The organism is Pseudomonas fluorescens, assembly GCF_900636825.1.
GTDB classification, from domain to species: domain Bacteria; phylum Pseudomonadota; class Gammaproteobacteria; order Pseudomonadales; family Pseudomonadaceae; genus Aquipseudomonas; species Aquipseudomonas fluorescens_BG.
This window is the reverse complement of record NZ_LR134318.1, coordinates 5484952-5511805: the sequence shown is the minus strand read 5'-3', so window position 1 is coordinate 5511805 and position 26854 is coordinate 5484952. Positions and strand designations below refer to the sequence as shown.

Sequence of the window (26854 nt, the reverse complement as noted above, 5' to 3'; positions counted from 1 at the left end):
TTTCTGCTCACTACAAGGAACCAAGTGAATGACTGTCGAGTTTCGACCTGCACGGCGCGAGGATGCGCGTGATATCGCGCGTTTGTTTCAAATCTCTTCGGAGGGCGCTTCGGACTACATCTGGAGTCAGTTAGCCGAACCTGGGGAGGGGCTGCTGGATGTCGGGGAGCGGCGCTATGCCCGCGACGATGTGGATTTTTCCTGGCAGAACTGTCTGATTGCCGAGGCCGGTGGCCGCGTCGTCGGCATGATGCACAGTTACGTCATGCGCGAAGATCCAGCCCCGACACCGCCTACCGACCCAGTGCTGGCGCCTTACGCCGACATGGAAGCGGCGGACACGCTGTACATCTCAAGTCTGGCGTTGCATGAAGGCTGGCGCAACCAAGGCTTGGGCGTGCGGTTCCTTGAGCATGCCCAGGCACGCGCCGATCAACTCGCGCTCAAAGGCCTGAGCCTGATCGACTACGCTGCCAACACTGGCGCGCGCCGCTTTTACGAGCGCCATGGCTTTGGCATCGTCAAAACTTGCCGGGTTGTTCCCCATCCGATGATTCGGGTAACGGGCGACGCCTATTTAATGCTTCGAGCATAAGTCAGGTTATCCACTGGCCTCGGTTTACACACAATCTCTGTTGGTCGTTCTGTGGATAACGTGTTCGCGCTTCGCTGCAAGCCATGCCAACCGTGGCGTGCGGGCCGCAGATCAAAAAACAAACAGCCTAAGTGACGGTTTCTACGCGAGTTTTTCCCGGGATAACTCTTGGAGTTGCCCCCAATCTCTGTTGGCGCTTCTGTGGATAAGTTGTTCGCTAACCTCTGAGAGCCATACAAAACGGGGCTATCGTGGCGATGATCAATAACTGATCAATCCAGGCGTTTGTTGGGACCAATTGCTCGCAACGAGTTATTTTTCAACGGTTTCAGCACTTTTCCACAGCTGATCCGAAGTTACCCAAGATCTCTGTTGGCGCTTCTGTGGATAAGGTGTTTGCTCTCCCATGTGAGCCTTTAATGACGTGGCTTTCAGTCTGTTGATCAAAAAACGATCATCAGCCAGGCGAAACCGGACTTCTGGATAAGTCACGGTTTTTCTTTGCAAATCAGAGAGATATTTTTTGACTCATCCACAGTTACCCCCATTTGCTGTGGGCGGGTATGTGGATAACTTGTTTGCGGAAGGCTGGAGGGCTTGGTGGCTATGGGGCGCTGAGTAATTGGTCAGAAATTGTGCAATCCACATTCCGGAGGTGAATGTGAAACAGCTATCGCGCGCAGGCTCGCTCCCACAGGGGAATGCATTCCACCTGTAGGAGCTGCCGCAGGCTCGGGCCGGGTTCGGACGATCTTTTGATCCTGATCAGCCCTGAACCGGTACGCCTTTAAGGTATGGCGCAGGTTCCGCCCCAAGGTTGTTCAGCATCCGCTCGCTGTACCAGTCGACAAAGTTGACCACGCCAAACTCATAAGTCTTCGAGTATGGCCCCGGCTGATAAGCCGTGGAATTGATGCCGCGCTGGTTTTCTTCCGCCAGACGCCGGTCCTGATCGTTGGTCGCGTCCCACACCTGACGCATGCGCTCGACGTCGTAATCGACCCCTTCCACCGCGTCCTTGTGCACCAGCCACTTGGTAGTAACCATGGTTTCCTGAGCGCTGATCGGCCACACCGTAAAGACGATGATGTGATCGCCCATGCAGTGGTTCCAGGAATGCGGCAGGTGCAGGATGCGCATGGAGCCAAGGTCCGGATTCTTGATTCGGCCCATCAATTTGGCGCAGCCCTGTTTGCCGTCGAGGGTCATTGACACGGTGCCTTTGAGCAGCGGCATGCGCACGATGCGATTGCGCAGGCCGAAACTGGCGTGGGCGTAAGGGATCTTTTCGGCTTCCCAGGCAGCGGCGGACGCAGCGACGTGATCCTTGAACGCCTGATCAGCGCGCGGGTCGGTGACGTCGTCCCATTCCAGCAGGGTTTTCAGCAGTTCCGGGTGCGACGCGTTGCAGTGATAGCACTCGCGGTTGTTTTCCAGCACCAGTTTCCAGTTGGCCTTTTCCATCAAGGTGGTGGTGATCGCCACCTTGGTGTTCTCCATGTCGTACGGTTCCATGTAATGGTTGAGCGTCGACAGGAAATCATCGATGGCCGGCGGGTTCTCCGCCAGGCTGATGAAGATGTAGCCGCCCGCCGTTTTCACGTTCACCGGTTTGAGGCCGTACTGCTTCATATCGAAGTCGGCGCCCATTTCGGTACCTGCGAACAACAGGCGACCGTCCAGTTCATAAGTCCACTGGTGATAGTGGCAGACCAGTTTGGCGACTTTGCCTTTTTCACTGGTGCACAGGCGCGAGCCACGGTGGCGGCAAACGTTGTGGAAGGCATGCACGACGCCTTCGGCGCCACGAATGACGATGATCGGGTTTTTGCCGATCTGCAGGGTCAGGTAGTTGCCCTTGGCGGGGATCTCGCAGGTCATGCCGGCGATCAACCACTCTTTCTGAAAGATTTCCTGCATGTCGATATCGAACAGCCGTTCATCGCTGTAAAACGGTTGCGGCAGGGAAAAGGTGCGCTCGCGCTCCTGCAGCATCTGTGCGGTGGCCTTGCGTGCGGGTTCCAGCGGATCGCCCAGGCTGATTTTTGCGGTGACGTCCATCGATGTAATCCTCATGGCCCTCTGCGTGGCCGGCGAAAGTGGCTGATCAGGTGTGCTGCAAAACGGTTGCTACGCAAGGTGTAAAGAAGTCGTCATGTGTTGAGGCGAGTGTGGGGCCGGCGCTGGGGCGAACCTTATCCATGGGCGACATGGTGCAATCTGTTCCCGACGCGCAAGCCCCGGTGGTTGGGGGCTGGTCGCGATAAGTATGTCAATGTCGCGGATAGGTAAACGGACGGTTCGCGCTATACGCAGAATCGCCGACATGAGGCCGACAGTCGGCCGTGGAGAACAGCATGTCCAACAGCTTCCTGAATCCGGTCACCACCCAGACTTGGGCCAATGGCCGACACATCGTCCGTTGCGTCAAAGTCATCCAGGAAACCTGGGATGTGCGCACCTTTTGCTTTATGGCCGACCAGCCGATCCTGTTCTTCTTCAAGCCGGGCCAGTTTGTGACGCTGGAGCTGGAAATCGAAGGCCAGCCGATCATGCGTTCGTACACCATTTCCAGTTCGCCGTCGGTGCCGTACAGCTTTTCGGTGACGATCAAGCGCGTGCCGGGCGGCAAGGTGTCGAACTGGCTGCACGACACGCTGCATGAAGGGCAAGAGCTGGCGGTACACGGGCCGGTCGGGCTGTTCAATGCCATGGACTTCCCGAGCCCGAAAGTCCTGTACCTGAGCGGCGGCGTCGGCATCACCCCGTGCATGTCGATGGCGCGCTGGTTCTACGACACCAACGCCAACGTCGACATGACGTTCGTGCACAGTGCTCGCTCGCCCAAAGACATCATTTACCACCGCGAGCTGGAACACATGGCGTCGCGGATCGACAACTTCAGCCTGCATTTGATCTGTGAGAAGCACGGCCTCGGTGAGCCATGGGCCGGTTATCGCGGTTACCTGAATCACAAGATGCTCGAATTGATGGTTCCGGACTTCCTTGAGCGCGAAGTGTTCTGCTGCGGCCCGACGCCGTACATGAACGCGGTCAAGCGCCTGCTGGAAGTGGCCGGTTACGACATGTCGCGTTATCACGAAGAATCCTTCGGCGCCACACCCCCCGAAGCCCGCGCCGACGCAGTGGAACAGGCCGAACAGGCCGCCGATGCGCCGGAAATCGACGCAGCGGATCTGCATCAGGTCGAATTCACTTCGTCCGGCAAAAGCATTCGTGTGGCACCGGGCGAAACCGTTCACGCGGCGGCAGCCAAGCTCGGGTTAATGATCCCGAAAGCCTGCGGGATGGGGATTTGCGGGACGTGCAAGGTGCTGAAGCTGGGCGGCGAAGTCGAGATGGAACACAACGGCGGGATCACCGAGGAAGACGAGGCCGAAGGGTTTATCTTGTCGTGCTGCAGCGTGCCGAAGGGGGATGTGCGGATTGAGTTTTAACTAGGTTTGCCTTGGGGCGATCTCCTCAAAAAGGAGATCGCGCGGAAAATCTTGGTTTCAAGTCAGTCCGGACAGTGCGAGCAAGCCAAAACCTACGAAGGTAAGGCCAAATATTTGCTGATATTTATTCAGGGTTAGCAGGTCGCGTTTGAGTTTCGGTGGGAAATTCTTCACGTCTACTGCGCTGACTTTGCCTTGGGAGATATATCGTGATGGCTTTTTGAGAATCCCAAAAATCTCTCCCAGCATGTAAATGCGCCCGCCCAGGCCCGCTTGCCATAACATCACTAAAGACGAAGTAATCGAGCTGCGCTTAAGGCTGTCCAGGATCAAGGCCAGCCTTCTCTTGGCGATATAAAGCAAAATTCCATTTACCAACACAAGACCTGTGAAACTCACTATCGCAATAATCGCTATCGGGCCTTGTGCGATCTCGCTTATGGAGTCTGTGGACGAGAAAACTCCCAGGCACACCATAATTGCAAAAAAAAAGAAAACCATTCTGTATAAAGCGATTAAGTTATTTCTAAGCTTTCGCGGGAAGTGTTCGAAATCTTTCGCGCAAAGTCTTCCGGTATGAATATACAACTCAGGGCATCTCATGATGCCAAACACTTCTCCCATCATGTAGATTCTGCCCCAAGGGCCTCCGTGCCAAAGCATTATTAATTTGCTCGAGATAGAACTGTTTGTTAGATGGCTTAATATGGTTTCGGTTTTGGTTTTGGCGACATACAACATCACGCCTAATAAACTGAATATACCGATGAAGTCTACAATGCCAATCAGCAGGAATATTTTCTCTGAAGTGCGAAGGGTCATCTAACAGCCTCGTATACTTTCTCTGCGATCCGTTCGCCGCCTTTTTCGCCCAAAGTCCCGCCGGCATAACTTCCGACGCCTGCCAATACAGCACCGCAAAGAACCGTGCCGAGCCCGCCAGTCGGGAGACCAACTGCTACGCAGATCGTTGACGCAGTCAAGCTTACGAGCGCGCCGGCAAATATCCCGCCACCCACGCCACCCAGAAAGCTCCCGCTCTCAGTGAATTTCACTTTTTCACACGCCGTCGCGCTTCCGTGCATGCAAACGTCCTGCACTTTCAAGGCAGAGGCACTACCGCCCACCGCTGTGCCGATCCAGCCGCCATATTTGACGTACTGTGATGCTTGGCTGACTGCTCGAATATGCGTGGCATAACCCGGGTTCTGGCCGATGCCGCCGGCTTTCCTCCAGCGGTGCACAAGGTGGGGGTGACCGATACCGAGAGCGGTCTTGAGAGTCGGGTGATCGGGGAGGCCAATGCTTTGCCGGGTAAACCGATTGAGCTGGACGTCCAACTTTTTGAGCAGTTGCTCACGTTTGTTTAGGAATTCCTCAGTGCTTAGGCGGCTATTTGGCTTAAGGGTACCGCTGTGCAAATTCTCGAGATCCTCGAGAGCCCGGTTTATGCCCTCCAGATGATTAGCCGCCATTGCCGTGACGACGCCAATCACCTTTGATTCATACGCAAGTGCCGTCTGAATCACGCCATAGTGCTGCGCCATAAAATCCGCTTCTGCCACGGTCAGCGGTTCCAGTGTCGTACTGACGAAATGCGCGGTCTGCATCAGCAGTGATTCTTCGTAAGTGCATTGCCGATTGTCTGGATCACTTAGCACGATCATCGAACCGGCTTTCACCACGTCTGGATGGCGGTTCAGGCTGCGGAATTTGGCAATGACGTTCGGGTTGGCGGAGGGGAACAGCTGTGCCTCGAGCTTCTCTGCGGAAACGCTTTTCGGCACGATGTAAAAACCTGGCTCTTGTGGGGCTGTACGTTCTTGCGGCCAGTGTTCGCTGGGGAAGAACTTCAAATCGTTGAAAGGGTGCGGACTGGGCGCGGTGTTGCTGTTATTCAGGCGCGCCACTCTGAGGTTCTGCTGATAAATCGCGCGCAGCAACCTGTCTGGATCGGAGCGCGAGGGAATTTGCCTGAGCATCGATAACGGACGTTTTTTCACCATTTCAGGAACGGCGCCTTTGATGCCGCGTACCAGAACTCTGGATTGGTTCAGAAGATGGCGCTGTTCCTGTGCGAGGGCGTCAAGGCCCATGTCCGCTGAAAGACGGCCGCTGGCGACATCATCGACAACGCCCTTGGCGAAGCGCGCGACGTCATGATTGAACTGCACGCGCGCACTGCCGAATGCCAGATGACGTGAGCCGACTGTCTGTGCCTGTGCGAGCAGCTTGCCGGCGAGGTGTTGAACGTCGCTGAGACCATGGCGCTGATCGGTCAACCTTCTTCGCCCCACGAGGCATGCCCGCTGGTCCCGGCGAGGTGATGTACCCAACTGATACCACGATAACGAATGGCGACCTGCTCCTGAGGTTGGGCATCGTTGTGCAGAATGACGTGGGGCATATCCAGGTTCAGTTCGGTGAGCACCGCGCCGTCGATCGAGACGGAATAGTATTTTTCCTGCTGGCCTTGTGGGGAGGTTCGGTAGAAGTTGATGGTGCAGTTGATTTCTTCCCGGGTGGCCAGGGCTTGGGCCAGCAGCGGCGAGGACTTGTCGACATTCTTGGTGACAATGATCGGCGCATGGGTGGCGCGACGGGTGTTGTCGATGTTGGCCAGATTGTGGCTGTACGAGAGCACCATGATTTCATCGGTATGTGCCGACTGATATTTGTTGCCGACAGAGTCAGGCGTTGAGCAGCCTGCTGAAATCAGCCCTTGAGTCTTACCCGTGATCGTCATGTAACCGGGGATCGCCATAGCCTGTTCTCTTGAAAAGTCAGTGGGCAGTCTATGGCGAGGTTTTTGTATTTTATGTAGGTCGGGGCGTAGTCCGATTCCGAAAATCGCGCAGTGAGATGGCTGGCGATTCCACTCGCGAAACAGGCGTCATCGTCCATGTAGGAGCTGCCGCAGGCTGCGATGTCTTGACCCTGGTTTCGATTGTGAAAAACAAAAATCAAAAGATCGCAGCCTGCGGCAGCTCCTACAGGGTGCGCGTCAATTTGTCAGCTCCGGGCGGTCCTTGAATCTTGCGGTACGCCAGAAAGGAGGCGCGAAGCGTGAGAAGACCAGTGTCGGATTGGCGTCAGGCCGACATCACTTCGCGAATGTCGCGCGCCAATTCGCGTACGCGTTCTTCATCGGTGTCCCACGAGCACATGAAGCGTGCGCCGCCCTTGCCAATGAAGGTGTAGAAGCGCCAGTTCCTGGCGGTCAGGGCGGCGATGGCCGGTTCCGACAGTTGCAGGAACACACCGTTGGCCTGCACCGGGAACATCAGTTCGACGCCGGGGATGTCGCTGACCAGTTCGGCCAGCAGTTGCGCGCAATGGTTGGCGTGACGGGCATATTTCAACCAGGCGTCGTTTTCCAGAATGCCGACCCACGGTGCCGATAGGAAGCGCATTTTCGACGCCAGTTGCCCGGCCTGTTTGCAGCGGTAATCGAAGTCTTCCGCCAGTTTGTGGTTGAAGAACAGGATCGCTTCACCGACGGCCATGCCGTTCTTGGTGCCGCCAAAGCACAGCACATCGACCCCGGCCTTCCAGGTCAGATCGGCGGGCGAGCAGCCCAGATACGCACAAGCGTTGGAGAAACGCGCGCCGTCCATGTGCAGGTGCAGGCCCAATTCCTTGCAGGTGGCGCTGATGGCGCGGACTTCTTCCGGGGTGTAGACGCTGCCGACTTCGGTGGCCTGGGTCAGGGTTACCACACGCGGTTTCGGGTAGTGAATGTCTTGGCGCTTGAGTGCGACTTCGCGGATCGACTGTGGCGTGATCTTGCCGTTTTCGGTGCCAGCGATCAGCAGTTTCGAACCGTTGGAGAAAAATTCCGGCGCGCCGCATTCGTCGGTTTCGACGTGGGCGGTTTCCGAGCAGATCACGCTGTGGTAACTCTGGCACAGAGATGACAGGGCCAGCGAGTTGGCGGCGGTGCCGTTGAAGGCGAAAAACACTTCGCAGTCGGTTTCAAACAATTTGCGGAAATGGTCGGCCGCGCGTGCGGTCCATTCATCGTCGCCGTAAGCGCGCTGGTGGCCGTGGTTGGCCTGTTCCATGGCTGCCCAGGCTTCAGGGCAGATACCGGAATAGTTGTCACTGGCGAATTGTTGGCTCTTGTCGGTCATGGCCGGCTTCCGTGGTCGAGACTCTTGTGAAGGCTCGTGGTCAATGATGGTGCGCACTTTACCGAAGATCTTCCGGGGAGCACACGGGATGTCGCTGTCTGAACATTACAAGGACATGGGGCAATTATGCACCTGAGTAAACGCGACGGCGCGCTGGATCTGCTCAAGTGGCTGGCGCTGCTGAGCATGTTGCTCGATCACCTGCGCTACGTCGGCTTCTCCGCCGATTGGCTTTACGTGCCGGGGCGACTGGCGTTTCCGTGGTTTTGCCTGGCGATGGCGGCGAATCTGGCGCGTGACAGTTCGCGGAAGATGGAGTGGCGGTACCTCGGTTGGCTGTTGCTGTTCAGCGCCGTCAGTGAAATTCCGTATCGGTTGTACATTCCCGATCCTGACACGCTCAACGTGATGCCGACGCTGGCGCTGGGGTTGTTGGTGGCGCGGGGTTGGCAGGATCGGTTGTGGATATCGAAGGTGCTCGCACTGGCCGCGCTGCTGGTGGCGGCCATTTTTTCCGAACGACTGATGTTCGGTTTCTTTGGCGTGCTGCTGCCGTTGGCGATGCTGCTGGTGTTCCGCCGGTCGTGGTACTTCAGTCTATTGCCGGGGCTGGTGTGTCTGGCTGCGAATCAATGGCATGTCTTGTTGGAGTCGGCGCGGTTCGGCAACAGCGTGGCGATATTTGGCCTGGGGACATGCCTTTTTGCCCCGATGCTCGGAATGTTCTTGTTGCGACATCTGCGACATCACCAGCCACCACCGATGCGGCGCTGGGCGTATGCGCTCTACCCGGCGCATTTCTTAATGCTGCTCGCCGTCCGCCAGATCATCACATAACCCCTGTAGGAGCTGCCGGAGGCTGCGATCTTTTGATCTTATAAACAGCAAGATCAAAAGATCGCAGCCTCCGGCAGCTCCTACAGAGGAATGCATCCTGGGAGTCATTTTCAGCCATGTCGTAAACGCACCTTTGCGTGGCGTCCGCAGGCATTTGAGCTGTCTGCGCCGGTCATACCATCGCATCAAAGGGCACCGCTGCGTTTGCCGGTGCCTTACCGAGACGAATGGCGCACAGATGCCGCTGGGAGAGACGCGATGTTCAGCAAGCAAGACCAGATCCAGGGTTACGACGATGCACTGCTGGCGGCGATGAATGCCGAGGAGCAACGTCAGGAAGATCACATTGAACTGATCGCGTCGGAAAACTACACCAGCAAGCGCGTGATGCAAGCGCAAGGCAGCGGCCTGACCAACAAATACGCCGAAGGCTATCCGGGCAAGCGCTACTACGGCGGCTGCGAGCATGTGGATAAAGTCGAAGCGCTGGCGATCGAACGCGCCAAGCAACTGTTCGGCGCCGATTACGCCAACGTCCAGCCGCATTCCGGTTCTTCGGCCAACAGCGCCGTTTACCTGGCGCTGATCCAGCCGGGCGACACCATTCTCGGCATGAGCCTGGCCCACGGCGGTCACCTGACCCACGGCGCGAAAGTGTCGTCCTCGGGCAAGCTCTACAACGCCGTGCAGTACGGCATCAACACCGACACCGGGCTGATCGATTACGACGAAGTCGAGCGTCTGGCGGTCGAATGCCAACCGAAAATGATCGTCGCCGGTTTCTCCGCTTACTCGAAGACTCTGGACTTCCCGCGCTTCCGTCAGATCGCTGACAAGGTCGGCGCGCTACTGTTCGTCGACATGGCCCACGTTGCCGGCCTGGTCGCTGCCGGTCTGTACCCGAACCCGCTGCCTTACGCCGACGTTGTGACCACCACCACGCACAAAACCCTGCGCGGTCCACGTGGCGGGCTGATCCTGGCCAAGTCCAACGCAGAGATCGAGAAGAAGCTCAACGCTGCGGTGTTCCCCGGCGCCCAGGGCGGTCCGCTGATGCACGTCATCGCCGGTAAAGCGGTGTGCTTCAAGGAAGCGCTGGAGCCTGGCTTCAAGGCGTATCAGCAACAAGTGATCGACAACGCTCAGGCGATGGCCGGCGTATTTATCAAACGTGGCTACGATGTAGTGTCCGGCGGTACCGACAACCACTTGTTCCTGGTGAGCCTGATCCGTCAGGGCCTGACCGGCAAAGACGCCGACGCCGCCCTTGGCCGTGCGCACATCACCGTCAACAAGAACGCCGTGCCGAACGATCCGCAATCGCCGTTCGTGACCTCGGGCCTGCGCATCGGCACTCCAGCCGTCACCACGCGCGGCTTCAAGGTCGCCCAATGCACCGAGCTGGCCGGCTGGATCTGCGACATCCTCGACAACCTTGGCGATGCCGATGTTGAGGCGGATGTGGCGAAAAACGTCGCAGCCCTGTGCGCAGACTTCCCGGTTTATCGCTGAGTCGGTTTTGGAGTAATGACTATGCAACGCTATTCCGGCTTCGGCCTCTTCAAACACTCACTCAGCCATCACGAAAACTGGCAGCGCATGTGGCGCACGCCGACCCCGAAAAAAGTCTACGACGTGGTCATCGTCGGCGGCGGCGGGCACGGCCTGGCAACGGCTTACTATCTGGCGAAAGAACACGGCATCACTAATGTGGCCGTGGTCGAGAAAGGCTGGCTGGGCGGCGGTAACACCGCGCGCAACACCACCATCGTTCGCTCCAACTATCTGTGGGACGAGTCGGCGCACCTCTACGAACACGCGATGAAATTGTGGGAAGGGCTGTCGCAGGATCTCAACTACAACGTGATGTTCTCGCAGCGCGGCGTCTACAACCTGTGCCACACCTTGCAGGACATCCGTGATTCCGAGCGTCGGGTCAGCGCCAACCGTCTCAACGGCGTCGATGGTGAATTGCTCAACGCCAAACAGGTCGCTGACGAAATTCCGTACCTCGACTGCTCGAAAAACACCCGCTACCCGGTGATGGGCGCCACCGTTCAGCGTCGCGGCGGCGTTGCCCGTCACGATGCCGTGGCCTGGGGCTTCGCGCGCGCCGCTGATGCCTTGGGCGTGGACTTGATCCAGCAGACCGAAGTGATCGGTTTCCGCAAGGAAAACGGCGTGTGCATCGGTGTTGAAACCAACAAGGGCTTCATCGGCGCCAAGCGCGTCGGCGTAGTCACTGCCGGTAACTCCGGGCACATGGCCAAGCTCGCCGGTTTCCGTCTGCCGATCGAATCCCACCCGTTGCAAGCACTGGTGTCCGAGCCGATCAAACCGATTATCGACAGCGTGATCATGTCCAACGCCGTACACGGTTACATCAGCCAGTCCGACAAGGGCGACCTGGTGATCGGTGCCGGTATCGACGGTTACAACGGCTACGGTCAGCGCGGTTCGTATCCGGTGATCGAGCACACCGTGCAAGCGATCGTCGAGATGTTCCCGGTATTGTCCCGCGTGCGCATGAACCGCCAATGGGGCGGGATCGTCGACACCACCCCGGACGCCTGCCCGATCATTTCGAAAACCCCGGTACCGAACATGTTCTTCAACTGCGGTTGGGGCACCGGTGGCTTCAAGGCCACACCGGGTTCGGGCAACGTGTTTGCCGCGAGTCTGGCCAAGGGTGAAATGCACCCATTGGCCGCACCGTTTTCCATCGACCGTTTCCACAACGGCGCGCTCATCGACGAACACGGCGCTGCTGCCGTCGCCCACTAACAGGAGAAATCCCTATGTTGCACATCTTCTGTCCTCACTGCGGCGAACTGCGCTCCGAAGAGGAATTCCATGCATCCGGCCAGGCCCACATCCCGCGGCCGCTGGATCCGAACGCCTGCACCGATGAAGAGTGGGGCGACTACATGTTCTTCCGCGATAACCCGCGCGGTCTGCACCACGAGTTGTGGGACCACGTTGCCGGTTGCCGCCAATACTTCAACGTCACTCGCGATACCGTGACCTACGAGATTCTCGAGAGCTACAAGATCGGCGAGAAGCCGCAATTCACCGACAAGGCTGGTACTGCGAAAACAGCCACGACGGCGCTGGGAGAGAAGGTATGAGCCAGACCAATCGCCTGTCCAACGGTGGACGGATCGACCGCAACAAAGTGCTGAGCTTCACCTTCAACGGCCAGACCTACAAAGGCTATGAAGGCGACTCGCTGGCCGCTGCACTGATCGCCAACGGCGTCGACATCATCGGCCGCAGCTTCAAGTATTCGCGTCCTCGCGGCATCTTCGCCGCCGGTTCCGAAGAGCCGAACGCGGTGCTGCAGATCGGCGCGACCGAAGCCACGCAGATTCCCAACGTGCGCGCCACGCAACAGGCGTTGTATCAGGGCCTTGTCGCGACCAGCACCAACGGCTGGCCGAGCGTCAACAACGACATGATGGGCATTCTCGGCAAGGTCGGCGGCAAGCTGATGCCGCCGGGTTTCTACTACAAAACCTTCATGTATCCGCAATCGTTCTGGATGACTTACGAGAAGTACATCCGCAAGGCGGCCGGGCTTGGGCGTTCGCCGACCGAGAACGATCCGGACACCTACGACTACATGAACCAGCACTGCGACGTGCTGATCGTTGGTGCCGGCCCGGCCGGTCTCGCCGCGGCGCTGGCCGCTGCGCGCAGCGGTGCCCGAGTGATTCTCGCCGATGAGCAGGAAGAGTTCGGCGGCAGCCTGCTCGATTCCCGCGAAAGCCTCGACGGCAAACCGGCGATGGAATGGGTTGCCAGTGTCATCGCTGAATTGAAGAACACCCCGGACGTGCTGCTGTTGCCGCGCGCCACGGTCAACGGTTACCACGACCACAACTTCCTGACCATTCACGAACGCCTCACCGATCACCTCGGTGACCGCGCGCCGATTGGCCAGGTGCGTCAGCGCATCCACCGTGTGCGCGCCAAGCGTGTGGTGCTGGCGACCGGCGCCCACGAGCGCCCGCTGGTCTACGGCAACAACGACGTGCCGGGCAACATGCTTGCTGGTGCGGTGTCGACTTACGTACGTCGCTACGGCGTGGCGCCAGGTAAAAAACTGGTGCTCTCGACCAACAACGATCACGCCTATCGTGTCGCGCTGGATTGGCTGGATGCCAGCCTGCAAGTGGTCGCCATCGCTGACGCCCGCAGTAATCCACGCGGTGCATTGGTGGAAGAAGCGCGCGCCAAAGGCATTCGCATCCTCACCGGCAGCGCCGTTATCGAAGTGCGTGGCAGCAAGCGCGTGACCGCTGCCCGCGTCGCCGCGATTGACGTAAAAGCCCACGCTGTAAGCAGTCCGGGCGAGTGGCTTGACTGCGATCTGGTCGCCAGTTCCGGCGGCTACAGCCCTGTGGTTCACTTGGCCTCGCACCTGGGCGGCAAGCCGATCTGGCGTGAAGACATCCTCGGTTTCGTGCCGGGTGAAGCGCCGCAGAAACGCGTATGTGTCGGTGGTATCAATGGCGTCTACGCGCTCGGCGATTCTATGGCGGACGGTTTCGAAGGTGGCGTACGCGCTGCCGCTGAAGCCGGTTTCCAGACCGTAGAAGGCGTGCTGCCCAAAGCTCTCAGCCGTCACGAAGAACCGACGCTGGCGCTGTTCCAGGTACCGCACGAGAAGAACTCGGCGCGCGCACCGAAGCAATTCGTCGACTTCCAGAACGACGTCACCGCCGGTGGCATCGAACTGGCGACCCGCGAAGGTTTCGAGTCGGTCGAGCACGTCAAACGCTACACCGCGCTGGGCTTCGGTACCGATCAGGGCAAGCTTGGCAACGTCAACGGCCTGGCCATTGCCGCCCGTTCGCTGAACGTGACCATCCCGCAGATGGGCACCACCATGTTCCGCCCGAACTACACGCCGGTGACTTTCGGCGCCGTGGCCGGTCGTCACTGTGGGCACATTTTCGAACCGGTTCGCCACACCGCGCTGCACGCCTGGCACGTGAAAAACGGCGCCGAGTTTGAAGATGTGGGTCAGTGGAAGCGTCCTTGGTATTTCCCGAAAAACGGCGAAGACTTGCATGCGGCGGTCAAGCGCGAATGCAAAGCCGTGCGCGACAGCGTCGGCCTGCTCGACGCCTCGACGCTCGGCAAGATCGACATCCAAGGCCCGGATGCCCGCGAGTTCCTCAACCGCGTGTACACCAATGCCTGGACCAAACTCGACGTGGGCAAGGCTCGCTACGGTCTGATGTGCAAAGAAGACGGCATGGTCTTCGACGACGGTGTGACCGCGTGCCTGGCGGACAACCATTTCGTCATGACCACCACCACCGGCGGTGCGGCTCGCGTGCTGCAGTGGCTGGAGCTGTACCACCAGACCGAATGGCCGGATCTGAAGGTTTATTTCACCTCCGTCACCGACCACTGGGCAACGATGACCCTGTCCGGGCCGAACAGCCGCAAGCTGCTCAGCGCCGTGACCGACATCGATCTGAGCAGCGAAGCATTCCCGTTCATGACCTGGAAAGAGGGTCTGGTGGGCGATGTGCCGGCGCGGGTGTTCCGTATCTCGTTCACCGGTGAGCTGTCGTACGAAGTCAACGTGCAGGCTGACTATGCGATGGGCGTGCTGGAGCAAATCGTCGAGGCCGGCAAGCAGTACAACCTGACGCCGTACGGCACGGAAACCATGCACGTGCTGCGGGCCGAGAAGGGTTTCATCATCGTCGGCCAGGACACCGACGGCTCGATGACCCCGGACGATCTGAACATGGGCTGGTGCGTCGGTCGCACCAAGCCGTTTTCGTGGATCGGCCAGCGCGGCATGAACCGCGAAGATTGCGTCAAGGAACAGCGTAAACAACTGGTGGGCCTCAAGCCGATCGATCCGAACGTGTGGCTGCCGGAAGGCGCGCAACTGGTGTTCAACACCAAGCAGGCGATTCCGATGACCATGGTCGGCCACGTCACCTCCAGCTACGCGCATAACTCGCTCGGCTATTCATTTGCGATGGGCGTGGTCAAGGGCGGTCTCAAGCGGATTGGCGAGCGGGTGTTTGCACCGCTGGCCGATGGCAGCGTGATCGAAGCGGAAATCGTTTCTTCGGTGTTCTTCGATCCGAAGGGTGATCGCCAGAACATCTGATGATCTCGATCCCGCGGGGTAGCTGCCAATCGCTAGCAGGGCTAGCTCCCACAGGGGATGCGGCCGAATGTGGGAGCTAGCCCTGCTAGCGATGACGGTAGTGCGGCCACCACCGCAAACAACAGAATTCAGCAAAGGTGCTTTATGACCACAGCCAATGTTTACCAACAACGCCCGACCACCGGCGCCCGTGCCGAGTCGTCGCTGCACCATGCCGATCTCGCCAGCCTGGTCGGCAAGGGCCGCAAGAACGCCGGCGTGATCGTGCGTGAAAAGAAACTCCTCGGTCATCTGACCATTCGTGGGGATGGCCATGACGCGGCGTTCGCCGCCGGTGTGCACAAGGCACTCGGCATCGAATTGCCCGGCGCTCTGAGCGTTATCGTCAAAGGCGAAACCAGCCTGCAATGGATGGGCCCGGACGAGTGGCTGCTGATCGTGCCGAGCGGTGAAGAATTCGCCGCCGAACAGAAACTGCGCGAAGCGCTCGGTGATTTGCACATTGCGATCGTCAACGTCAGTGGCGGTCAGCAGATTCTCGAACTGAGCGGGCCGAACGTACGTCAGGTGCTGATGAAATCCACCAGCTACGACGTGCACCCGAACAGTTTTCCGGTCGGCAAAGCGGTTGGCACGGTGTTCGCCAAGTCGCAATTGATGATTCGCCATACCGCCGAAGACACCTGGGAATTGCTGATCCGCCGCAGTTTCTCGGATTACTGGTGGTTGTGGTTGCAGGATGCTTCGGCTGAGTACGGGTTGAGCGTTCAGGCCTAAGATCAAGAGCTACCCCCCTCATCGGAACGCCGCCCGCCCAGCCCTCTCTCCCAAGGGGGAGAAGGGGAAAGGGAGCCGATCTCTGGTGTATGGGAGATTTGAGTCTCGCTCGAAATTGCTCTTGAGTTCGCCGCGATATTTCAGGTCGGCGTAGCTCGAAACAACACCTCGGTCAGTCCCCTCTCCCTCTGGGAGAGGGCTAGGGTGAGGGAAAAACCTGACACCCCGCACAAAAGAACAGGAGTCACCGCACCATGAGCCGCGCCCCAGACACATGGATTCTGACCGCCGACTGCCCCAGCGTTCTCGGCACGGTGGACGCGGTCACGCGTTTTCTGTTCGAGCAAGGTTGCTATGTCACCGAGCACCACTCGTTCGATGATCGCCTCTCCGGGCGTTTCTTCATTCGCGTGGAATTCCGTCAGCCCGATGGCTTTGATGAACAATCCTTCCGCGCCGGCCTCGCCGAGCGCGGGCAGGCTTTTGGCATGCTGTTCGAGCTGACGGCGCCGAACTACCGTCCGAAAGTGGTGATCATGGTTTCCAAGGCCGATCACTGCCTCAATGACTTGCTTTACCGCCAGCGCATCGGTCAGCTGTCGATGGACGTGGCGGCGGTGGTGTCCAACCATCCGGATCTCAAGCCGTTGGCCGACTGGCACCAGATTCCCTACTACCATTTCCCTCTCGACCCCAACGACAAACCGGCGCAGGAGCGCCAGGTTTGGCAGGTGATCGAAGAGGCCGGCGCCGAACTGGTGATCCTCGCCCGCTACATGCAGGTGCTGTCGCCGGAGCTGTGCCGCAAGCTCGACGGCAAGGCGATCAACATCCACCACTCGCTGCTGCCGGGCTTCAAGGGCGCGAAACCGTATCACCAGGCCTACAACAAAGGCGTGAAACTGGTCGGCGCCACGGCGCATTACATCAATAACGATCTGGATGAAGGGCCGATCATCGCCCAGGGTGTCGAGGCAGTGGATCACAGCCATTACCCAGAGGATCTGATTGCCAAAGGGCGCGATATCGAAGGCCTGACATTGGCGCGGGCGGTTGGGTATCACATCGAAAGACGGGTGTTTTTGAACGCCAACAGAACCGTCGTTCTCTAGATCGCCAAAAGATCGCAGCCTTCGGCAGCTCCTACAGGGGGATGCGATCCATGTAGGAGCTGCCGAAGGCTGCGATCTTTTGATTTACCGAGCACTCAACGCGCTGCCCCACCGGGGCATCGCAGTTCCATAAAAACAACAGCGAGGTGAAAGCATGTCTGGCAATCGTGGTGTGGTGTATCTCGGCGCTGGCAAGGTCGAAGTACAGAAAATCGACTATCCGAAAATGCAGGATCCGCGCGGTCGCAAGATCGAGCACGGGGTCATCCTCAAAGTGGTCTCCACCAACATTTGCGGCTCTGACCAGCACATGGTGCGCGGCCGGACCACGGCGCAGACCGGTCTGGTGTTGGGCCACGAGATCACCGGTGAGGTGATCGAAAAAGGCTCTGACGTCGAAAACCTGAAAATCGGCGATCTGGTTTCCGTGCCGTTCAACGTAGCTTGCGGGCGCTGCCGTTCCTGCAAAGAGCAACACACCGGCGTCTGCCTGACCGTCAACCCGGCCCGTGCCGGCGGCGCTTACGGCTACGTCGACATGGGCGACTGGACCGGCGGCCAGGCCGAATACGTGCTGGTGCCGTACGCCGACTTCAACCTGCTGAAACTGCCGGACCGCGACAAGGCCATGGAGAAAATCCGCGACCTGACCTGCCTCTCCGACATCCTCCCGACCGGTTACCACGGCGCCGTCACTGCCGGCGTTGGCCCGGGCAGCACCGTGTACATCGCTGGCGCCGGCCCGGTCGGTCTGGCGGCTGCCGCTTCGGCACGTCTGCTCGGCGCGGCGGTGGTAATCATCGGCGACGTCAACACCGTCCGCCTGGCCCACGCCAAAGCGCAGGGTTTTGAAATCGTCGACCTGTCCAAGGACACCCCGCTGCACGAACAGATCGCCGCACTGCTGGGCGAGCCGGAAGTCGACTGCGCGGTGGACTGCGTCGGTTTCGAAGCACGCGGCCACGGCCACGACGGCGTCAAGGCCGAAGCTCCGGCGACGGTGCTCAACTCACTGATGGGCGTGGTGCGGGTGGCCGGCAAGATTGGCATCCCGGGCCTGTACGTCACCGAAGATCCTGGCGCCGTCGACGCCGCCGCGAAAATGGGCAGCCTGAGCATCCGTTTCGGTCTGGGCTGGGCCAAATCCCACAGCTTCCACACTGGGCAAACTCCAGTGATGAAGTACAACCGCCAGCTGATGCAGGCAATCATGTGGGATCGCATCAACATCGCCGAAGTTGTCGGCGTGCAAGTGATCAGCCTCGATCAGGCGCCGGAAGGTTACGGCGAGTTCGATGCCGGTGTGCCGAAGAAGTTTGTGATTGATCCGCACAAGTTGTTCAGTGCGGCGTAAGTAAAGAAGGGCGACCGTCGGGTCGCCCTGCTCAAATCAAAAGATCGCAGCCTTCGGCAGCTCCTACACCAAGCGTAGGAGCTGCCGAAGGCTGCGATCTTTTGTTTAATGGGGGACGATGCTGAAACTGAATGCCCGGACGAGGAACACCTCGGCGAAAACCCGGTCAAACCGGCAGTTTTACTGCCCTTTGATGGGCGGTCCATGTCATACGAGGATGTCTGAATGAAGATTTCACGCGGTTTTGCCTTGGCATCGCTCCTGTCCCTGGCCGCCGGGCCAGTGTTTGCCGGTTTCAGCCTGAATGACGTGGCCGGTGCCGTATCGGGCATGCAAGGTGGCGATAAGGCGGCCGCTGCGGCGCCGACCTCGGAAACCGCCGGTCTGTTGAGTGCGCTGAGTGCGCTGGATGTCACGCCGGAGCAGGCCGTCGGCGGCACCAGTGCGATGCTGGGTCTGGCAAAAAATCAGTTGAGCAGCACCGACTACTCGCAATTGGCCAAGGAAGTGCCGGGCATCGACAAGTTGTCCGGTGGCAGCGGCAATCTGGCGGCGCTGGGCGCGTTGCTCGGATCGTCCGGAAAGTCCGCAGGCCTTGAGAATGCGCTGGGCAACGTCAAAGACACCAACGACCTGAACAACGCGTTCAGCGCGCTGGGCATGGACAGCGGCATGATCGGCCAGTTTGCCCCGGTGCTCCTGCAATACCTTGGGCAGCAGGGCGTCGGCGGTTCGCTGCTGAGCAGCCTGGGCAGCATCTGGGGCACCGGCACCGGCAGTTGAGTCAGCGGCGCTCGTTGCGCAACGCGACGATGCGCTGGTCCTTTTCGGTCCAGAGCTGGTTGACCCAGCTCTGCACTTTCTGGCGAAACGCCGGATCTTTTTCGTAGTCGCCCTGCCACAGCGCCGGGTCGAGCTCGCGGGTCTTGATGTCGATGATCACGCGCGGCACGTTGCCGCTGATCAGATCCCAGAACCCCGGAATCTTGTCCTGCGGATACACCACAGTGACATCGAGAATCGCATCCAGCTGTTCGCCCATCGCCGCCAATACAAACGCAACCCCGCCAGCTTTGGGCTTGAGCAGATGGCTGAACGGTGATTGCTGCTGTGTGCTTTTCGCCAGGGTGTAGCGTGTGCCTTCCAGGTAGTTGACCACCGTCACTGGCTGGCGCTTGAACAACTCGCACGCCGCTTTGGTGATCTCCAGATCCTTGCCCGCCAATTCCGGGTTCTTCGCCAGAAACGCCTTGGTGTAGCGCTTCATGAACGGGTAATCCAGCGCCCACCACGCCAGCCCCAGAAACGGCACCCAGATCAGCTCTTTCTTGAGGAAGAATTTGAAGAACGGCGTGCGCCGATTCAGCGTCTGGATCAGTGCCGGAATATCCACCCACGATTGATGATTGCTGACCACCAGATACGAGGTGTCGCGGCGCAGATCATCGCCGCCGCGTATATCCCATTGCGTGGGGATGCACAGCTGAAAGATCAGTTTGTCGATCTCGGCCCAGGTCTCGGCGATCCACATCACCGCCCCTGACGCATGGTCACGCCAGCGCCCCGGTGCGACCAGCTTGAGCAGGGCGAACAGCATCAACGGCCCGATCAGGATCAGGGTGTTGAGCAACAGCAGCAGGGTGACGAAACAGCCGGTGAGCAGGCGGCGCATAGGCAACTCTTTGCAATCGGTTGGACGGGCCATGATAAGCAGCTTCAGGCGACAGGCCAAATCGGCACTGACGAATGTTTCACTATTCAAACCGTAAGATCAAAAGATCGCAGCCTTCGGCAGCTCCTACAGGGATCGGTGTAGGAGCTGCCGAAGGCTGCGATCTTTCGATCTTGATTCAGCCGAACGAATTCAAAGGTGACGGTCTAAAATCCCGTTGCCCAACCTTCCAAGGAAGCCCCTTACGTGAAATCCCTCCTTGCTCTGTTTGCCCTCGTCGCGCTGCCGGTCATGGCCGCCGAGCCAACCCTGTATGGGCGTTACGAATATATCGCGCTGCCGGAAATCGGCGGTGAAGTGCTCAAGGCCAAGATGGACACCGGTGCACTGACCGCTTCGCTGTCGGCCAAGGACATCGAAACCTTCACCCGTGACGGCGAAGACTGGGTGCGTTTTCGCCTCGCCACCAAGGACGCCAGCAACAAGGTCTTCGAACACAAGGTGGCGCGCATCAGCAAGATCAAAAGCCGTTCCGACGAGGACGACGAAGAACGCGACGCGACTGACGTTGCCAAGCGCCCGGTGGTCGATCTGGAGCTGTGCCTGGGCAATGTCAAACGCACCGTCGAGGTCAACCTGACCGACCGCAGCCACTTCAATTATCCGCTGTTGATCGGCGCCAAAGCCTTGCGCGAGTTCGGCGCGGCGGTGAACCCGGCCCGGCGTTATACCGCCGACAAGCCTGACTGCTGAGTGGTCTGATTGACGTAACGCCGGGCTTGGGGCACCGTTCGCGCATTACCTGTCACGGGCTCGGACGCCATGCCGCACATCCTGATTGTCGAAGACGAAGCGGCGATTGCCGACACGCTGATTTTTGCTTTGCAAGGCGAGGGGTTCACCACCACGTGGCTGAGCCTCGGCGCGGCGGCGCTTGAGCATCAGCGGCAGAGCCCGGCCGATCTGATCATCCTTGATATCGGCCTGCCGGACATCAGTGGCTTCGAGACCTGCAAGCAACTGCGACGTTTCAGCGAAGTGCCGGTGCTGTTTCTCAGCGCTCGCGATGCCGAGATCGACCGCGTGGTGGGGCTGGAGATCGGTGCCGACGATTACGTCGTCAAACCGTTCAGCCCGCGAGAAGTCGCAGCCCGGGTGCGGGCCATCCTCAAGCGCATGGCGCCGCGCACGGTCACCGAGGCGAACTCAGTGCTGTTTCGCATCGACGCCGAACGCGTGCAGATCAGCTATCGCGGCCAGCCGTTGAGCCTGACCCGTCACGAATTCCGTCTGCTGCAATGCCTGCTGGAACAACCGCAGCGGGTGTTCAGCCGCGAGCAATTGCTCGATGCGCTGGGTGTTGCCGCCGATGCCGGTTACGAGCGCAGTATCGATAGCCACATCAAAAGCGTGCGCGCCAAGTTGCGTCTGGTGCGTGCCGAAGCCGAACCGATCCAGACCCATCGCGGCCTCGGCTACAGCTACAGCCCGGGGCATAGCTGATGTCGTTGGGCTTGCGGATATTTCTGGTGTACGTGCTGTTTGTCGGCCTGACCGGCTATTTCGTACTCCACACGGTGATGGAAGAAATCCGCCCCGGCGTGCGGCAGTCCACCGAAGAAACCCTGGTCGACACGGCCAACCTGATGGCGGAAATTCTGCGCGATGATTTCAAGGCCGGCACGCTTAGCGCGAACCGCTGGCCCGAGTTGCTCCGCGCCTACGGTGAACGTCAGCCGCAAGCGACGATCTGGGGCCTGGCGAAAAATCAGGTCAACCACCGGATCTACGTGACCGATGCCAAAGGCGTGGTCGTGCTCGACTCGAGCGGGGTGGCGGTCGGCCAGGATTATTCGCGCTGGAACGACGTCTACCTGACGCTGCGCGGTGAGTACGGCGCGCGTTCGAGCCGCAGTGATCCGGATGACCCGAGCTCTTCGGTGATGCACGTCGGCGCGCCGATCCGCGACAACGGCAAGATCATCGGCGTGGTCACTGTGGCCAAACCCAACAGTTCATTGCAGCCTTATGTCGATCGCACGGAAAAACGCCTGCTGATTTACGGCGCCGGGTTGATCGGCCTCGGTTTGTTGTTCGGTGCGTTGCTCTCATGGTGGCTGAGCCGCGCGCTGCATCGCTTGACCGGCTACGCGCAAGCGGTGAGCGAAGGGCGCCGGGTGGAGGTGCCGCACTATCGCGGCGGCGAACTCGAACAACTGGCGACAGCGGTAGAACAAATGCGCACGCAACTGGAAGGCAAGGCCTACGTCGAGCGTTATGTCCATACCCTGACCCACGAATTGAAGAGCCCACTGGCGGCGATCCGCGGCGCAGCCGAGTTGCTGCAAGGTGAAATGGCGCCGGTGCAGCGCTTGCGCTTCGTCGGCAATATCGATAGCGAAAGTGCGCGGATGCAGCAGTTGATCGAACGATTGCTGAATCTGGCGCAGGTCGAACAGCGGCAAGGGCTGGAGGAACGAGTGGCCGTGCCGCTGGCGGTGTTGGTTGGCGAGTTGTTGCAGGGGCAGGCGGCGCGGATCGAACGCAAGCAATTGCGGGTCGAGCAGGCTATAGCGGCGGATCTGCTGCTGATAGGCGAACCGTTTCTGTTGCGCCAGGCGCTGGGAAATGTGCTGGAAAACGCCCTTGATTTCACGCCGACGCATGGCTTGTTGCGCTTGAGTGCCGAGCGGGTTGGCGAGCAGATCGCGTTTCGCTTGTTCAATGAAACCGCGCCGATCCCCGATTACGCCTTGCCGCGCCTGACCGAACGCTTCTATTCACTGCCGCGCCCGGACAGCGGTCGCAAGAGCACCGGTTTGGGACTCAATTTTGTTGAAGAAGTGGTCAAGCTGCATGGCGGGGTGATGCGCATTGGCAATGTCGAACATGGCGTTGAGGTTTTGTTGCAGCTGCCATGAGATAGCCAAAAGATCGCAAACGAACTGCGTACACCTGTAGGAGCTGCCGAAGGCTGCGATCTTCTGATCTTTCCACACAATCTCCATATTTCCCCCACACTCCCTCCACACCGCGTTTTCAGACTCTCCCCATCCAAACAGGGAGAGTCCCATGAACAAGAATCTGACGATAAAACTTGGCGCGATAGCGTTGCTGATCCTGCTGTTATTGATCCCTTTGCTGATGATCGACGGCGTCATCGACGAGCGTCAGCAACTACGTGACGGTGTGCTTGAAGACATCGCCCGCAGTTCCAGTTACAGCCAGCAATTGACCGGGCCGGTGATGGTGGTGCCGTATCGCAAGGTCGTGCGCACCTGGAAAACCAACGAGAAAACCAACAAGCGCTACGAGGACATCAGCGAAGCGCGCGGGCGTTTGTATTTTTTGCCGGAACGTTTCGAACTCGACGGCCAGGCGCAAACCGAACTACGCAAGCGCGGTATTTACGAAGCGCGGTTGTTTCACGCCGACAACCGCATTGATGGGCAATTCTCATTGCCGGCGCAATTGGGCATCAAAGAGAATTTTGCCGATTACCAATTCGACGCACCGTTCCTTGCGGTGGGCATAAGCGACATTCGCGGCATCGAAAACGCGCTGAAACTCGAGTTCGCCGGCCAGCAACTGGATTTCGTTCCCGGCAGCGAAGTGGCCTGGATCGGTGAAGGCGTGCACGTCACCCTGCCAGCGCTGGATGTCAGCAAAGCCACGCAACTGACGTTCGGTTTCGATCTGCGCCTGCAAGGCACCGGCTCCCTGCGCGTGGTGCCGGTGGGCAAGACCAGCAGCGTCAGCCTCGCCGCGAACTGGCCGCATCCCAGCTTCGTCGGCAATTTCCTGCCGGCCAAACGCGAGATCAATGATCAGGGGTTCACCGCTGATTGGCAGACCTCGTTTTTCTCCACCAACCTGCAAGAAGCGATGGAGCGCTGTGTCGCCGGCGATTGTGATGCGCTCAACGGCCGCAGCTTCGGCGTGAGTTTCATTGATCCTGTGGATCAGTATCTGAAAAGCGACCGGGCGATCAAATATGCGTTGTTGTTCATCGTTCTGACGTTCGCCGGTTTTTTCCTCTTCGAAGTGCTCAAGAGCCTGGCCGTGCACCCGGTTCAGTACGCCTTGGTCGGTGTCGCGCTGGCGTTCTTTTATCTGTTGCTGCTGTCGCTCTCAGAGCACATCGGGTTTGCCCTGGCGTATCTGCTGTCGGCCAGTGGCTGCGTGTTGTTGATCGGTTTTTATGTCAGTCATGTACTGCGCAGTGCGCGGCATGGCTTGAGTTTTTCTGCAGGGCTGGCGGCATTGTATGGCCTGTTGTACGGCTTGCTCAGCGCCGAGGATTACGCATTGCTGATGGGCTCGCTGATGTTGTTCGGTCTGCTTGGGTTGTTCATGGTGCTGACGCGCAAACTGGATTGGTACGGAATTGGGCTGAAATCGGCCAAGCCGTTGGAATTTGATGTGGAGGCGGTGCGATGAGCGGCTTGAGAGCTGAGAGCAGAGAAGTGGCGGTGTTGCTGACGCTGATTTTTGCAGCACTGCCGCCGGAACCGAGATGGTGCCATCGCTGGCAAGCCAGCTCCCACAGGATGTCTGCCGACACACAGATCAGCGGTCTGTCCCGATTCAATGTGGGAGCTGGCTTGCCAGCGATGGGGGCAGATGAGGCGCCGCCGAATCAGGGCTTGGGCATTGTCGCAACCATGGACGGTCGCTGACTCACCTCGAAATACCAGTTGGCCAGTTGCGGATTCGCCTCGCGCCAACCCAGATCGGGGAAGCGCAGATCAAGATAGCCCAATGCGCAGGCCACGCTGATTGCCGCGACATCGAAATGGCTGGTCAGCTCGGCGACGGCTTCTTTTTCCAGCACGGCCAGGGCGCGGCGGATTTTGTCGCGCTGGGCGTCGAGCCATTCGTCCCAGTGCTTTTCCACCGGGCGCAGAACGGTTTCGTATCGCACCATCACCGACGCATCCATGATCCCGTCGGCCATTGAGGCCAGGGTCAAACGCCGCCAGCGCGCCGCGCCTTCACGGGGAATCAGCGGATTGCCGACATGCTGCTGGTCGAGGTATTCAAGAATGACACGGCTGTCATGGATGACATTGCCGTCGGCCAGACGCAGGGCAGGGATCTTGCCCAGCGGGTTCTCGGCATTGAGTTCGGCACTTGGGCTGACCGGGCTGAGCACGCAATCTTGCAACGCGACGCGATCCTGCTGGCCGGTCTCGTGGAGCAAGACCATCACTTTGCGCACGAACGGGGAGAGCGTGTTGTGGAACAGGGTCATGCTGGGGGCGGACATGTTCAAACCTCGGTGGTCGGCGAAGAAAGCAGGTTAGCCGTAGGAGCTGCGGAACGCTGCGATCTTTTGATCTTGAATGCCGGATCAAGAGCAAAAGATCGCAGCGTTCCGCAGCTCCTACCAGGATTTCAGCTTCGCGGCAGAAACCCCCTTATGGACAGAAATGCCGGGACGCCGAGGCCGATCCAGCTCAACGCATCCCAGATACCATCCCCCAGCAACGCCGCAAACAACCCCGCCGCACTGAGCACGGCAATGACGATTGGCGTGCTGAAAACTTTCCAGAAACTCGACTGACGCGGCTTCATGCCGAGGCCTCCGCGGTTTCCAGCACGGGCCTGGCGGCCTTGCGTCGTACCACCCAGAGGTACACGCCGCTGGCCAATACGATGATCGTCAGCACATCAAGTGTCGCCCAGAGAATTTTCATCGGCATGCCGCCGTAATCACCGAAGTGCAGCGGTTGCGACATGCCCATGGCGTCCATGTACCAAGGGCGTTCGGCCACGGCGGTGACTTGCAGAGTGGTGGCATCGATCAGCACCGGCGTCAGCAGGTGCGAGGTCAGATGCGTACCGCCCTTCATGAACACCGAGTAATGATGCTCGCTGGAAAAACGCGTGCCGGGGAAGGCGATGAAGTCGGGTTTCATCCCCGGTGCGACGTCCTCGGCGATGTCGAGCAAACGCGTGGCCGGGGCCAGTTGGGTCAGCGGTGGCGCATCGCGATACGGCGCGATCAGAGTCGTCAGCGCATCGTTGCGCCAGGCTGCGATCAGCAAGTCGGCGCAGGCACTGATGACGCCGGTTACGCCCACGACCAGGCACCACGTCAACGTCACCACGCCGATCAGGTTGTGCAGATCGAGCCAGCGCAAGCGGCTGGATTTGTCCTGGCGCACGGTGCCGAACTTCAAACGGCGCATGAACGGCAGGTACAGCACCGTTCCCGAAACGATTGCGACGACGAACAGCAAGCCCATGAACGCCAGCAACAATTTGCCCGGCAGCCCGGCAAACATGTCCACATGCAAACGCAGGATGAACAACATCAGGCCGCCGTTGGCCGACGGGGTCTCCAGCGCTTCACCGGTACGCGCATCGAGCATGAACGTGTGCGAGGAATTCGGCTCGGTGTCGGCGGTTTTCGCCATGATCGCGAACGCCGCGTTCGGGTCTTCGTCGTCATAGCCGAAATACTGCATGACTTCGCCCGGACGATGTTTCTGCGCGGCGTCGACCAGTTGCTGCAGGTTGAGCTGTGGCGTGTCGGCCGGCATCTCGCGCAGTTCAGGGGCGTTGCCCAGCAAATGATCGATCTCATGGCTGAATATCAGCGGCAGACCGGTCAGTGCCAGCATCAGCAAGAACACCGTGCAGATCAGGCTGGTCCAGGTGTGGATGAACGACCAGCGGCGAATCGTTTTATTTTTCATTGCATGACCTTCAAAAACACCAAAACCGCCCGGTGAGGGCGGCCTGGTAACGGGGTCTGTTTCAGCTCAC

The 26854-nt window shown here is 59.3% G+C and carries 24 protein-coding genes; 15 read left to right on the top strand and 9 right to left on the bottom strand.

Annotated features, from left to right (window positions below; genetic code table 11):
- Positions 1-28: 28 nt before the first annotated feature.
- The gene (locus EL257_RS25240) at positions 29-595 is read left to right on the top strand and encodes a GNAT family N-acetyltransferase (RefSeq protein WP_126367150.1); all 567 of its coding nucleotides are present in this window, start codon (positions 29-31) and stop codon (positions 593-595) included.
- 765 nt (positions 596-1360) lie between these two features.
- Here the strand turns inward: EL257_RS25240 and gbcA are convergent.
- Complete coding sequence (gene gbcA / locus EL257_RS25235) at positions 1361-2656, bottom strand: glycine-betaine demethylase subunit GbcA (RefSeq protein WP_039757637.1); 1296 nt, start codon at positions 2654-2656, stop codon at positions 1361-1363.
- 296 nt (positions 2657-2952) lie between these two features.
- Here gbcA and gbcB point away from each other — a divergent pair, with 296 nt between their 5' ends.
- The gene (gbcB, locus tag EL257_RS25225; protein ID WP_126367146.1) at positions 2953-4053 is read left to right on the top strand and encodes a glycine-betaine demethylase subunit GbcB; all 1101 of its coding nucleotides are present in this window, start codon (positions 2953-2955) and stop codon (positions 4051-4053) included.
- A gap of 57 nt (positions 4054-4110) precedes the next feature.
- Here gbcB and EL257_RS25220 read toward each other — a convergent pair whose 3' ends face one another.
- The 4 genes from EL257_RS25220 to EL257_RS25205 all read right to left on the bottom strand — a co-directional run bounded on the left by EL257_RS25220 (position 4111) and on the right by EL257_RS25205 (position 8186).
- Positions 4111-4875, bottom strand: a complete 765-nt coding sequence (locus EL257_RS25220; RefSeq protein ID WP_126367144.1) for a hypothetical protein — start codon at positions 4873-4875, stop codon at positions 4111-4113.
- Positions 4872-6335, bottom strand: a complete 1464-nt coding sequence (locus EL257_RS25215; protein WP_126367142.1) for a hypothetical protein — start codon at positions 6333-6335, stop codon at positions 4872-4874. Before EL257_RS25215 ends, EL257_RS25220 begins: the two co-directional genes overlap by 4 nt.
- On the bottom strand, positions 6332-6817 hold the full coding sequence (locus tag EL257_RS25210; protein ID WP_126367140.1) for an Hcp family type VI secretion system effector: 486 nt from the start codon (positions 6815-6817) through the stop codon (positions 6332-6334). The genes EL257_RS25215 and EL257_RS25210 overlap by 4 nt, the downstream gene beginning before the upstream one ends.
- A 328-nt stretch (positions 6818-7145) precedes the next feature.
- Positions 7146-8186, bottom strand: coding sequence for a low specificity L-threonine aldolase (locus EL257_RS25205; protein ID WP_126367138.1), 1041 nt, complete (start codon positions 8184-8186; stop codon positions 7146-7148).
- A 126-nt stretch (positions 8187-8312) separates the two neighbouring features.
- Here EL257_RS25205 and EL257_RS25200 point away from each other — a divergent pair, with 126 nt between their 5' ends.
- The 9 genes from EL257_RS25200 to EL257_RS25160 all read left to right on the top strand — a co-directional run bounded on the left by EL257_RS25200 (position 8313) and on the right by EL257_RS25160 (position 19191).
- Positions 8313-9023 carry a TraX family protein gene (locus EL257_RS25200; RefSeq protein WP_126367136.1) on the top strand — a complete coding sequence of 237 codons (711 nt, stop codon included), beginning with the start codon at positions 8313-8315 and terminating at the stop codon, positions 9021-9023.
- A 258-nt stretch (positions 9024-9281) separates the two neighbouring features.
- On the top strand, positions 9282-10535 hold the full coding sequence (glyA, locus tag EL257_RS25195; RefSeq protein WP_126367134.1) for a serine hydroxymethyltransferase: 1254 nt from the start codon (positions 9282-9284) through the stop codon (positions 10533-10535).
- Positions 10536-10556: 21 nt separating this feature from the next.
- Positions 10557-11807: a sarcosine oxidase subunit beta gene (locus tag EL257_RS25190; protein WP_003177603.1), complete on the top strand. Its 1251-nt coding sequence runs from the start codon at positions 10557-10559 to the stop codon at positions 11805-11807.
- A gap of 14 nt (positions 11808-11821) precedes the next feature.
- Positions 11822-12151 carry a sarcosine oxidase subunit delta gene (locus EL257_RS25185; RefSeq protein WP_016772830.1) on the top strand — a complete coding sequence of 110 codons (330 nt, stop codon included), beginning with the start codon at positions 11822-11824 and terminating at the stop codon, positions 12149-12151.
- Positions 12148-15165, top strand: a complete 3018-nt coding sequence (locus EL257_RS25180) for a sarcosine oxidase subunit alpha (protein WP_126367132.1) — start codon at positions 12148-12150, stop codon at positions 15163-15165. The genes EL257_RS25185 and EL257_RS25180 overlap by 4 nt, the downstream gene beginning before the upstream one ends.
- Positions 15166-15309: 144 nt before the next feature.
- On the top strand, positions 15310-15942 hold the full coding sequence (locus EL257_RS25175) for a sarcosine oxidase subunit gamma (protein ID WP_126367130.1): 633 nt from the start codon (positions 15310-15312) through the stop codon (positions 15940-15942).
- A gap of 254 nt (positions 15943-16196) precedes the next feature.
- Complete coding sequence (purU, locus tag EL257_RS25170) at positions 16197-17054, top strand: formyltetrahydrofolate deformylase (RefSeq protein WP_039757644.1); 858 nt, start codon at positions 16197-16199, stop codon at positions 17052-17054.
- Positions 17055-17208: 154 nt separating this feature from the next.
- Positions 17209-18408: a formaldehyde dehydrogenase, glutathione-independent gene (gene fdhA / locus EL257_RS25165; protein WP_126367128.1), complete on the top strand. Its 1200-nt coding sequence runs from the start codon at positions 17209-17211 to the stop codon at positions 18406-18408.
- Between the two features lie 225 nt (positions 18409-18633).
- The gene (locus tag EL257_RS25160) at positions 18634-19191 is read left to right on the top strand and encodes a DUF2780 domain-containing protein (protein ID WP_126367126.1); all 558 of its coding nucleotides are present in this window, start codon (positions 18634-18636) and stop codon (positions 19189-19191) included.
- A gap of 1 nt (position 19192) precedes the next feature.
- Here the strand turns inward: EL257_RS25160 and EL257_RS25155 are convergent, their stop codons facing one another.
- A complete protein-coding gene (locus tag EL257_RS25155) occupies positions 19193-20080 on the bottom strand; it encodes an acyltransferase (protein ID WP_126367124.1) in 888 nt (295 codons plus the stop codon).
- Between the two features lie 246 nt (positions 20081-20326).
- Here EL257_RS25155 and EL257_RS25150 point away from each other — a divergent pair, with 246 nt between their 5' ends.
- From EL257_RS25150 to creD, 4 genes are all read left to right on the top strand, one after another.
- Positions 20327-20833: an ATP-dependent zinc protease gene (locus EL257_RS25150; protein WP_126367122.1), complete on the top strand. Its 507-nt coding sequence runs from the start codon at positions 20327-20329 to the stop codon at positions 20831-20833.
- A gap of 69 nt (positions 20834-20902) precedes the next feature.
- Positions 20903-21583, top strand: a complete 681-nt coding sequence (gene creB / locus EL257_RS25145) for a two-component system response regulator CreB (RefSeq protein WP_126367120.1) — start codon at positions 20903-20905, stop codon at positions 21581-21583.
- On the top strand, positions 21583-23001 hold the full coding sequence (creC, locus tag EL257_RS25140; RefSeq protein WP_126367118.1) for a two-component system sensor histidine kinase CreC: 1419 nt from the start codon (positions 21583-21585) through the stop codon (positions 22999-23001). The genes creB and creC overlap by 1 nt, the downstream gene beginning before the upstream one ends.
- A 151-nt stretch (positions 23002-23152) precedes the next feature.
- Positions 23153-24520 carry a cell envelope integrity protein CreD gene (creD, locus tag EL257_RS25135; protein WP_126367116.1) on the top strand — a complete coding sequence of 456 codons (1368 nt, stop codon included), beginning with the start codon at positions 23153-23155 and terminating at the stop codon, positions 24518-24520.
- A 199-nt stretch (positions 24521-24719) separates the two neighbouring features.
- Here the strand turns inward: creD and EL257_RS25130 are convergent, their stop codons facing one another.
- From EL257_RS25130 to EL257_RS25120, 3 genes are all read right to left on the bottom strand, one after another.
- Positions 24720-25349, bottom strand: coding sequence for a glutathione S-transferase (locus tag EL257_RS25130; RefSeq protein WP_126367114.1), 630 nt, complete (start codon positions 25347-25349; stop codon positions 24720-24722).
- A 128-nt stretch (positions 25350-25477) separates the two neighbouring features.
- The gene (locus tag EL257_RS25125; RefSeq protein WP_126367112.1) at positions 25478-25657 is read right to left on the bottom strand and encodes a hypothetical protein; all 180 of its coding nucleotides are present in this window, start codon (positions 25655-25657) and stop codon (positions 25478-25480) included.
- A complete protein-coding gene (locus EL257_RS25120; RefSeq protein WP_126367110.1) occupies positions 25654-26784 on the bottom strand; it encodes a PepSY-associated TM helix domain-containing protein in 1131 nt (376 codons plus the stop codon). The genes EL257_RS25125 and EL257_RS25120 overlap by 4 nt, the downstream gene beginning before the upstream one ends.
- Positions 26785-26854: the final 70 nt, after the last annotated feature.

Excerpts from the sequence above, each read along its gene's own strand:
- EL257_RS25210 (WP_126367140.1), bottom strand. The coding sequence starts at position 6,817 with ATGGCGATCCCCGGTTACATGACGATCACGGGTAAGACTCAAGGGCTG.
- glyA (WP_126367134.1), top strand. The coding sequence starts at position 9,282 with ATGTTCAGCAAGCAAGACCAGATCCAGGGTTACGACGATGCACTGCTG.
- gbcA (WP_039757637.1), bottom strand. The coding sequence starts at position 2,656 with ATGGACGTCACCGCAAAAATCAGCCTGGGCGATCCGCTGGAACCCGCA.
- EL257_RS25220 (WP_126367144.1), bottom strand. The coding sequence starts at position 4,875 with ATGACCCTTCGCACTTCAGAGAAAATATTCCTGCTGATTGGCATTGTA.
- creC (WP_126367118.1), top strand. The coding sequence starts at position 21,583 with ATGTCGTTGGGCTTGCGGATATTTCTGGTGTACGTGCTGTTTGTCGGC.
- fdhA (WP_126367128.1), top strand. The coding sequence starts at position 17,209 with ATGTCTGGCAATCGTGGTGTGGTGTATCTCGGCGCTGGCAAGGTCGAA.
- EL257_RS25160 (WP_126367126.1), top strand. The coding sequence starts at position 18,634 with ATGAAGATTTCACGCGGTTTTGCCTTGGCATCGCTCCTGTCCCTGGCC.
- EL257_RS25185 (WP_016772830.1), top strand. The coding sequence starts at position 11,822 with ATGTTGCACATCTTCTGTCCTCACTGCGGCGAACTGCGCTCCGAAGAG.
- EL257_RS25190 (WP_003177603.1), top strand. The coding sequence starts at position 10,557 with ATGCAACGCTATTCCGGCTTCGGCCTCTTCAAACACTCACTCAGCCAT.
- EL257_RS25180 (WP_126367132.1), top strand. The coding sequence starts at position 12,148 with ATGAGCCAGACCAATCGCCTGTCCAACGGTGGACGGATCGACCGCAAC.
- EL257_RS25200 (WP_126367136.1), top strand. The coding sequence starts at position 8,313 with ATGCACCTGAGTAAACGCGACGGCGCGCTGGATCTGCTCAAGTGGCTG.
- EL257_RS25155 (WP_126367124.1), bottom strand. The coding sequence starts at position 20,080 with ATGCGCCGCCTGCTCACCGGCTGTTTCGTCACCCTGCTGCTGTTGCTC.
- EL257_RS25125 (WP_126367112.1), bottom strand. The coding sequence starts at position 25,657 with ATGAAGCCGCGTCAGTCGAGTTTCTGGAAAGTTTTCAGCACGCCAATC.
- gbcB (WP_126367146.1), top strand. The coding sequence starts at position 2,953 with ATGTCCAACAGCTTCCTGAATCCGGTCACCACCCAGACTTGGGCCAAT.
- EL257_RS25205 (WP_126367138.1), bottom strand. The coding sequence starts at position 8,186 with ATGACCGACAAGAGCCAACAATTCGCCAGTGACAACTATTCCGGTATC.
- EL257_RS25130 (WP_126367114.1), bottom strand. The coding sequence starts at position 25,349 with ATGTCCGCCCCCAGCATGACCCTGTTCCACAACACGCTCTCCCCGTTC.
- EL257_RS25240 (WP_126367150.1), top strand. The coding sequence starts at position 29 with ATGACTGTCGAGTTTCGACCTGCACGGCGCGAGGATGCGCGTGATATC.
- creB (WP_126367120.1), top strand. The coding sequence starts at position 20,903 with ATGCCGCACATCCTGATTGTCGAAGACGAAGCGGCGATTGCCGACACG.
- EL257_RS25120 (WP_126367110.1), bottom strand. The coding sequence starts at position 26,784 with ATGAAAAATAAAACGATTCGCCGCTGGTCGTTCATCCACACCTGGACC.
- EL257_RS25175 (WP_126367130.1), top strand. The coding sequence starts at position 15,310 with ATGACCACAGCCAATGTTTACCAACAACGCCCGACCACCGGCGCCCGT.
- purU (WP_039757644.1), top strand. The coding sequence starts at position 16,197 with ATGAGCCGCGCCCCAGACACATGGATTCTGACCGCCGACTGCCCCAGC.
- creD (WP_126367116.1), top strand. The coding sequence starts at position 23,153 with ATGAACAAGAATCTGACGATAAAACTTGGCGCGATAGCGTTGCTGATC.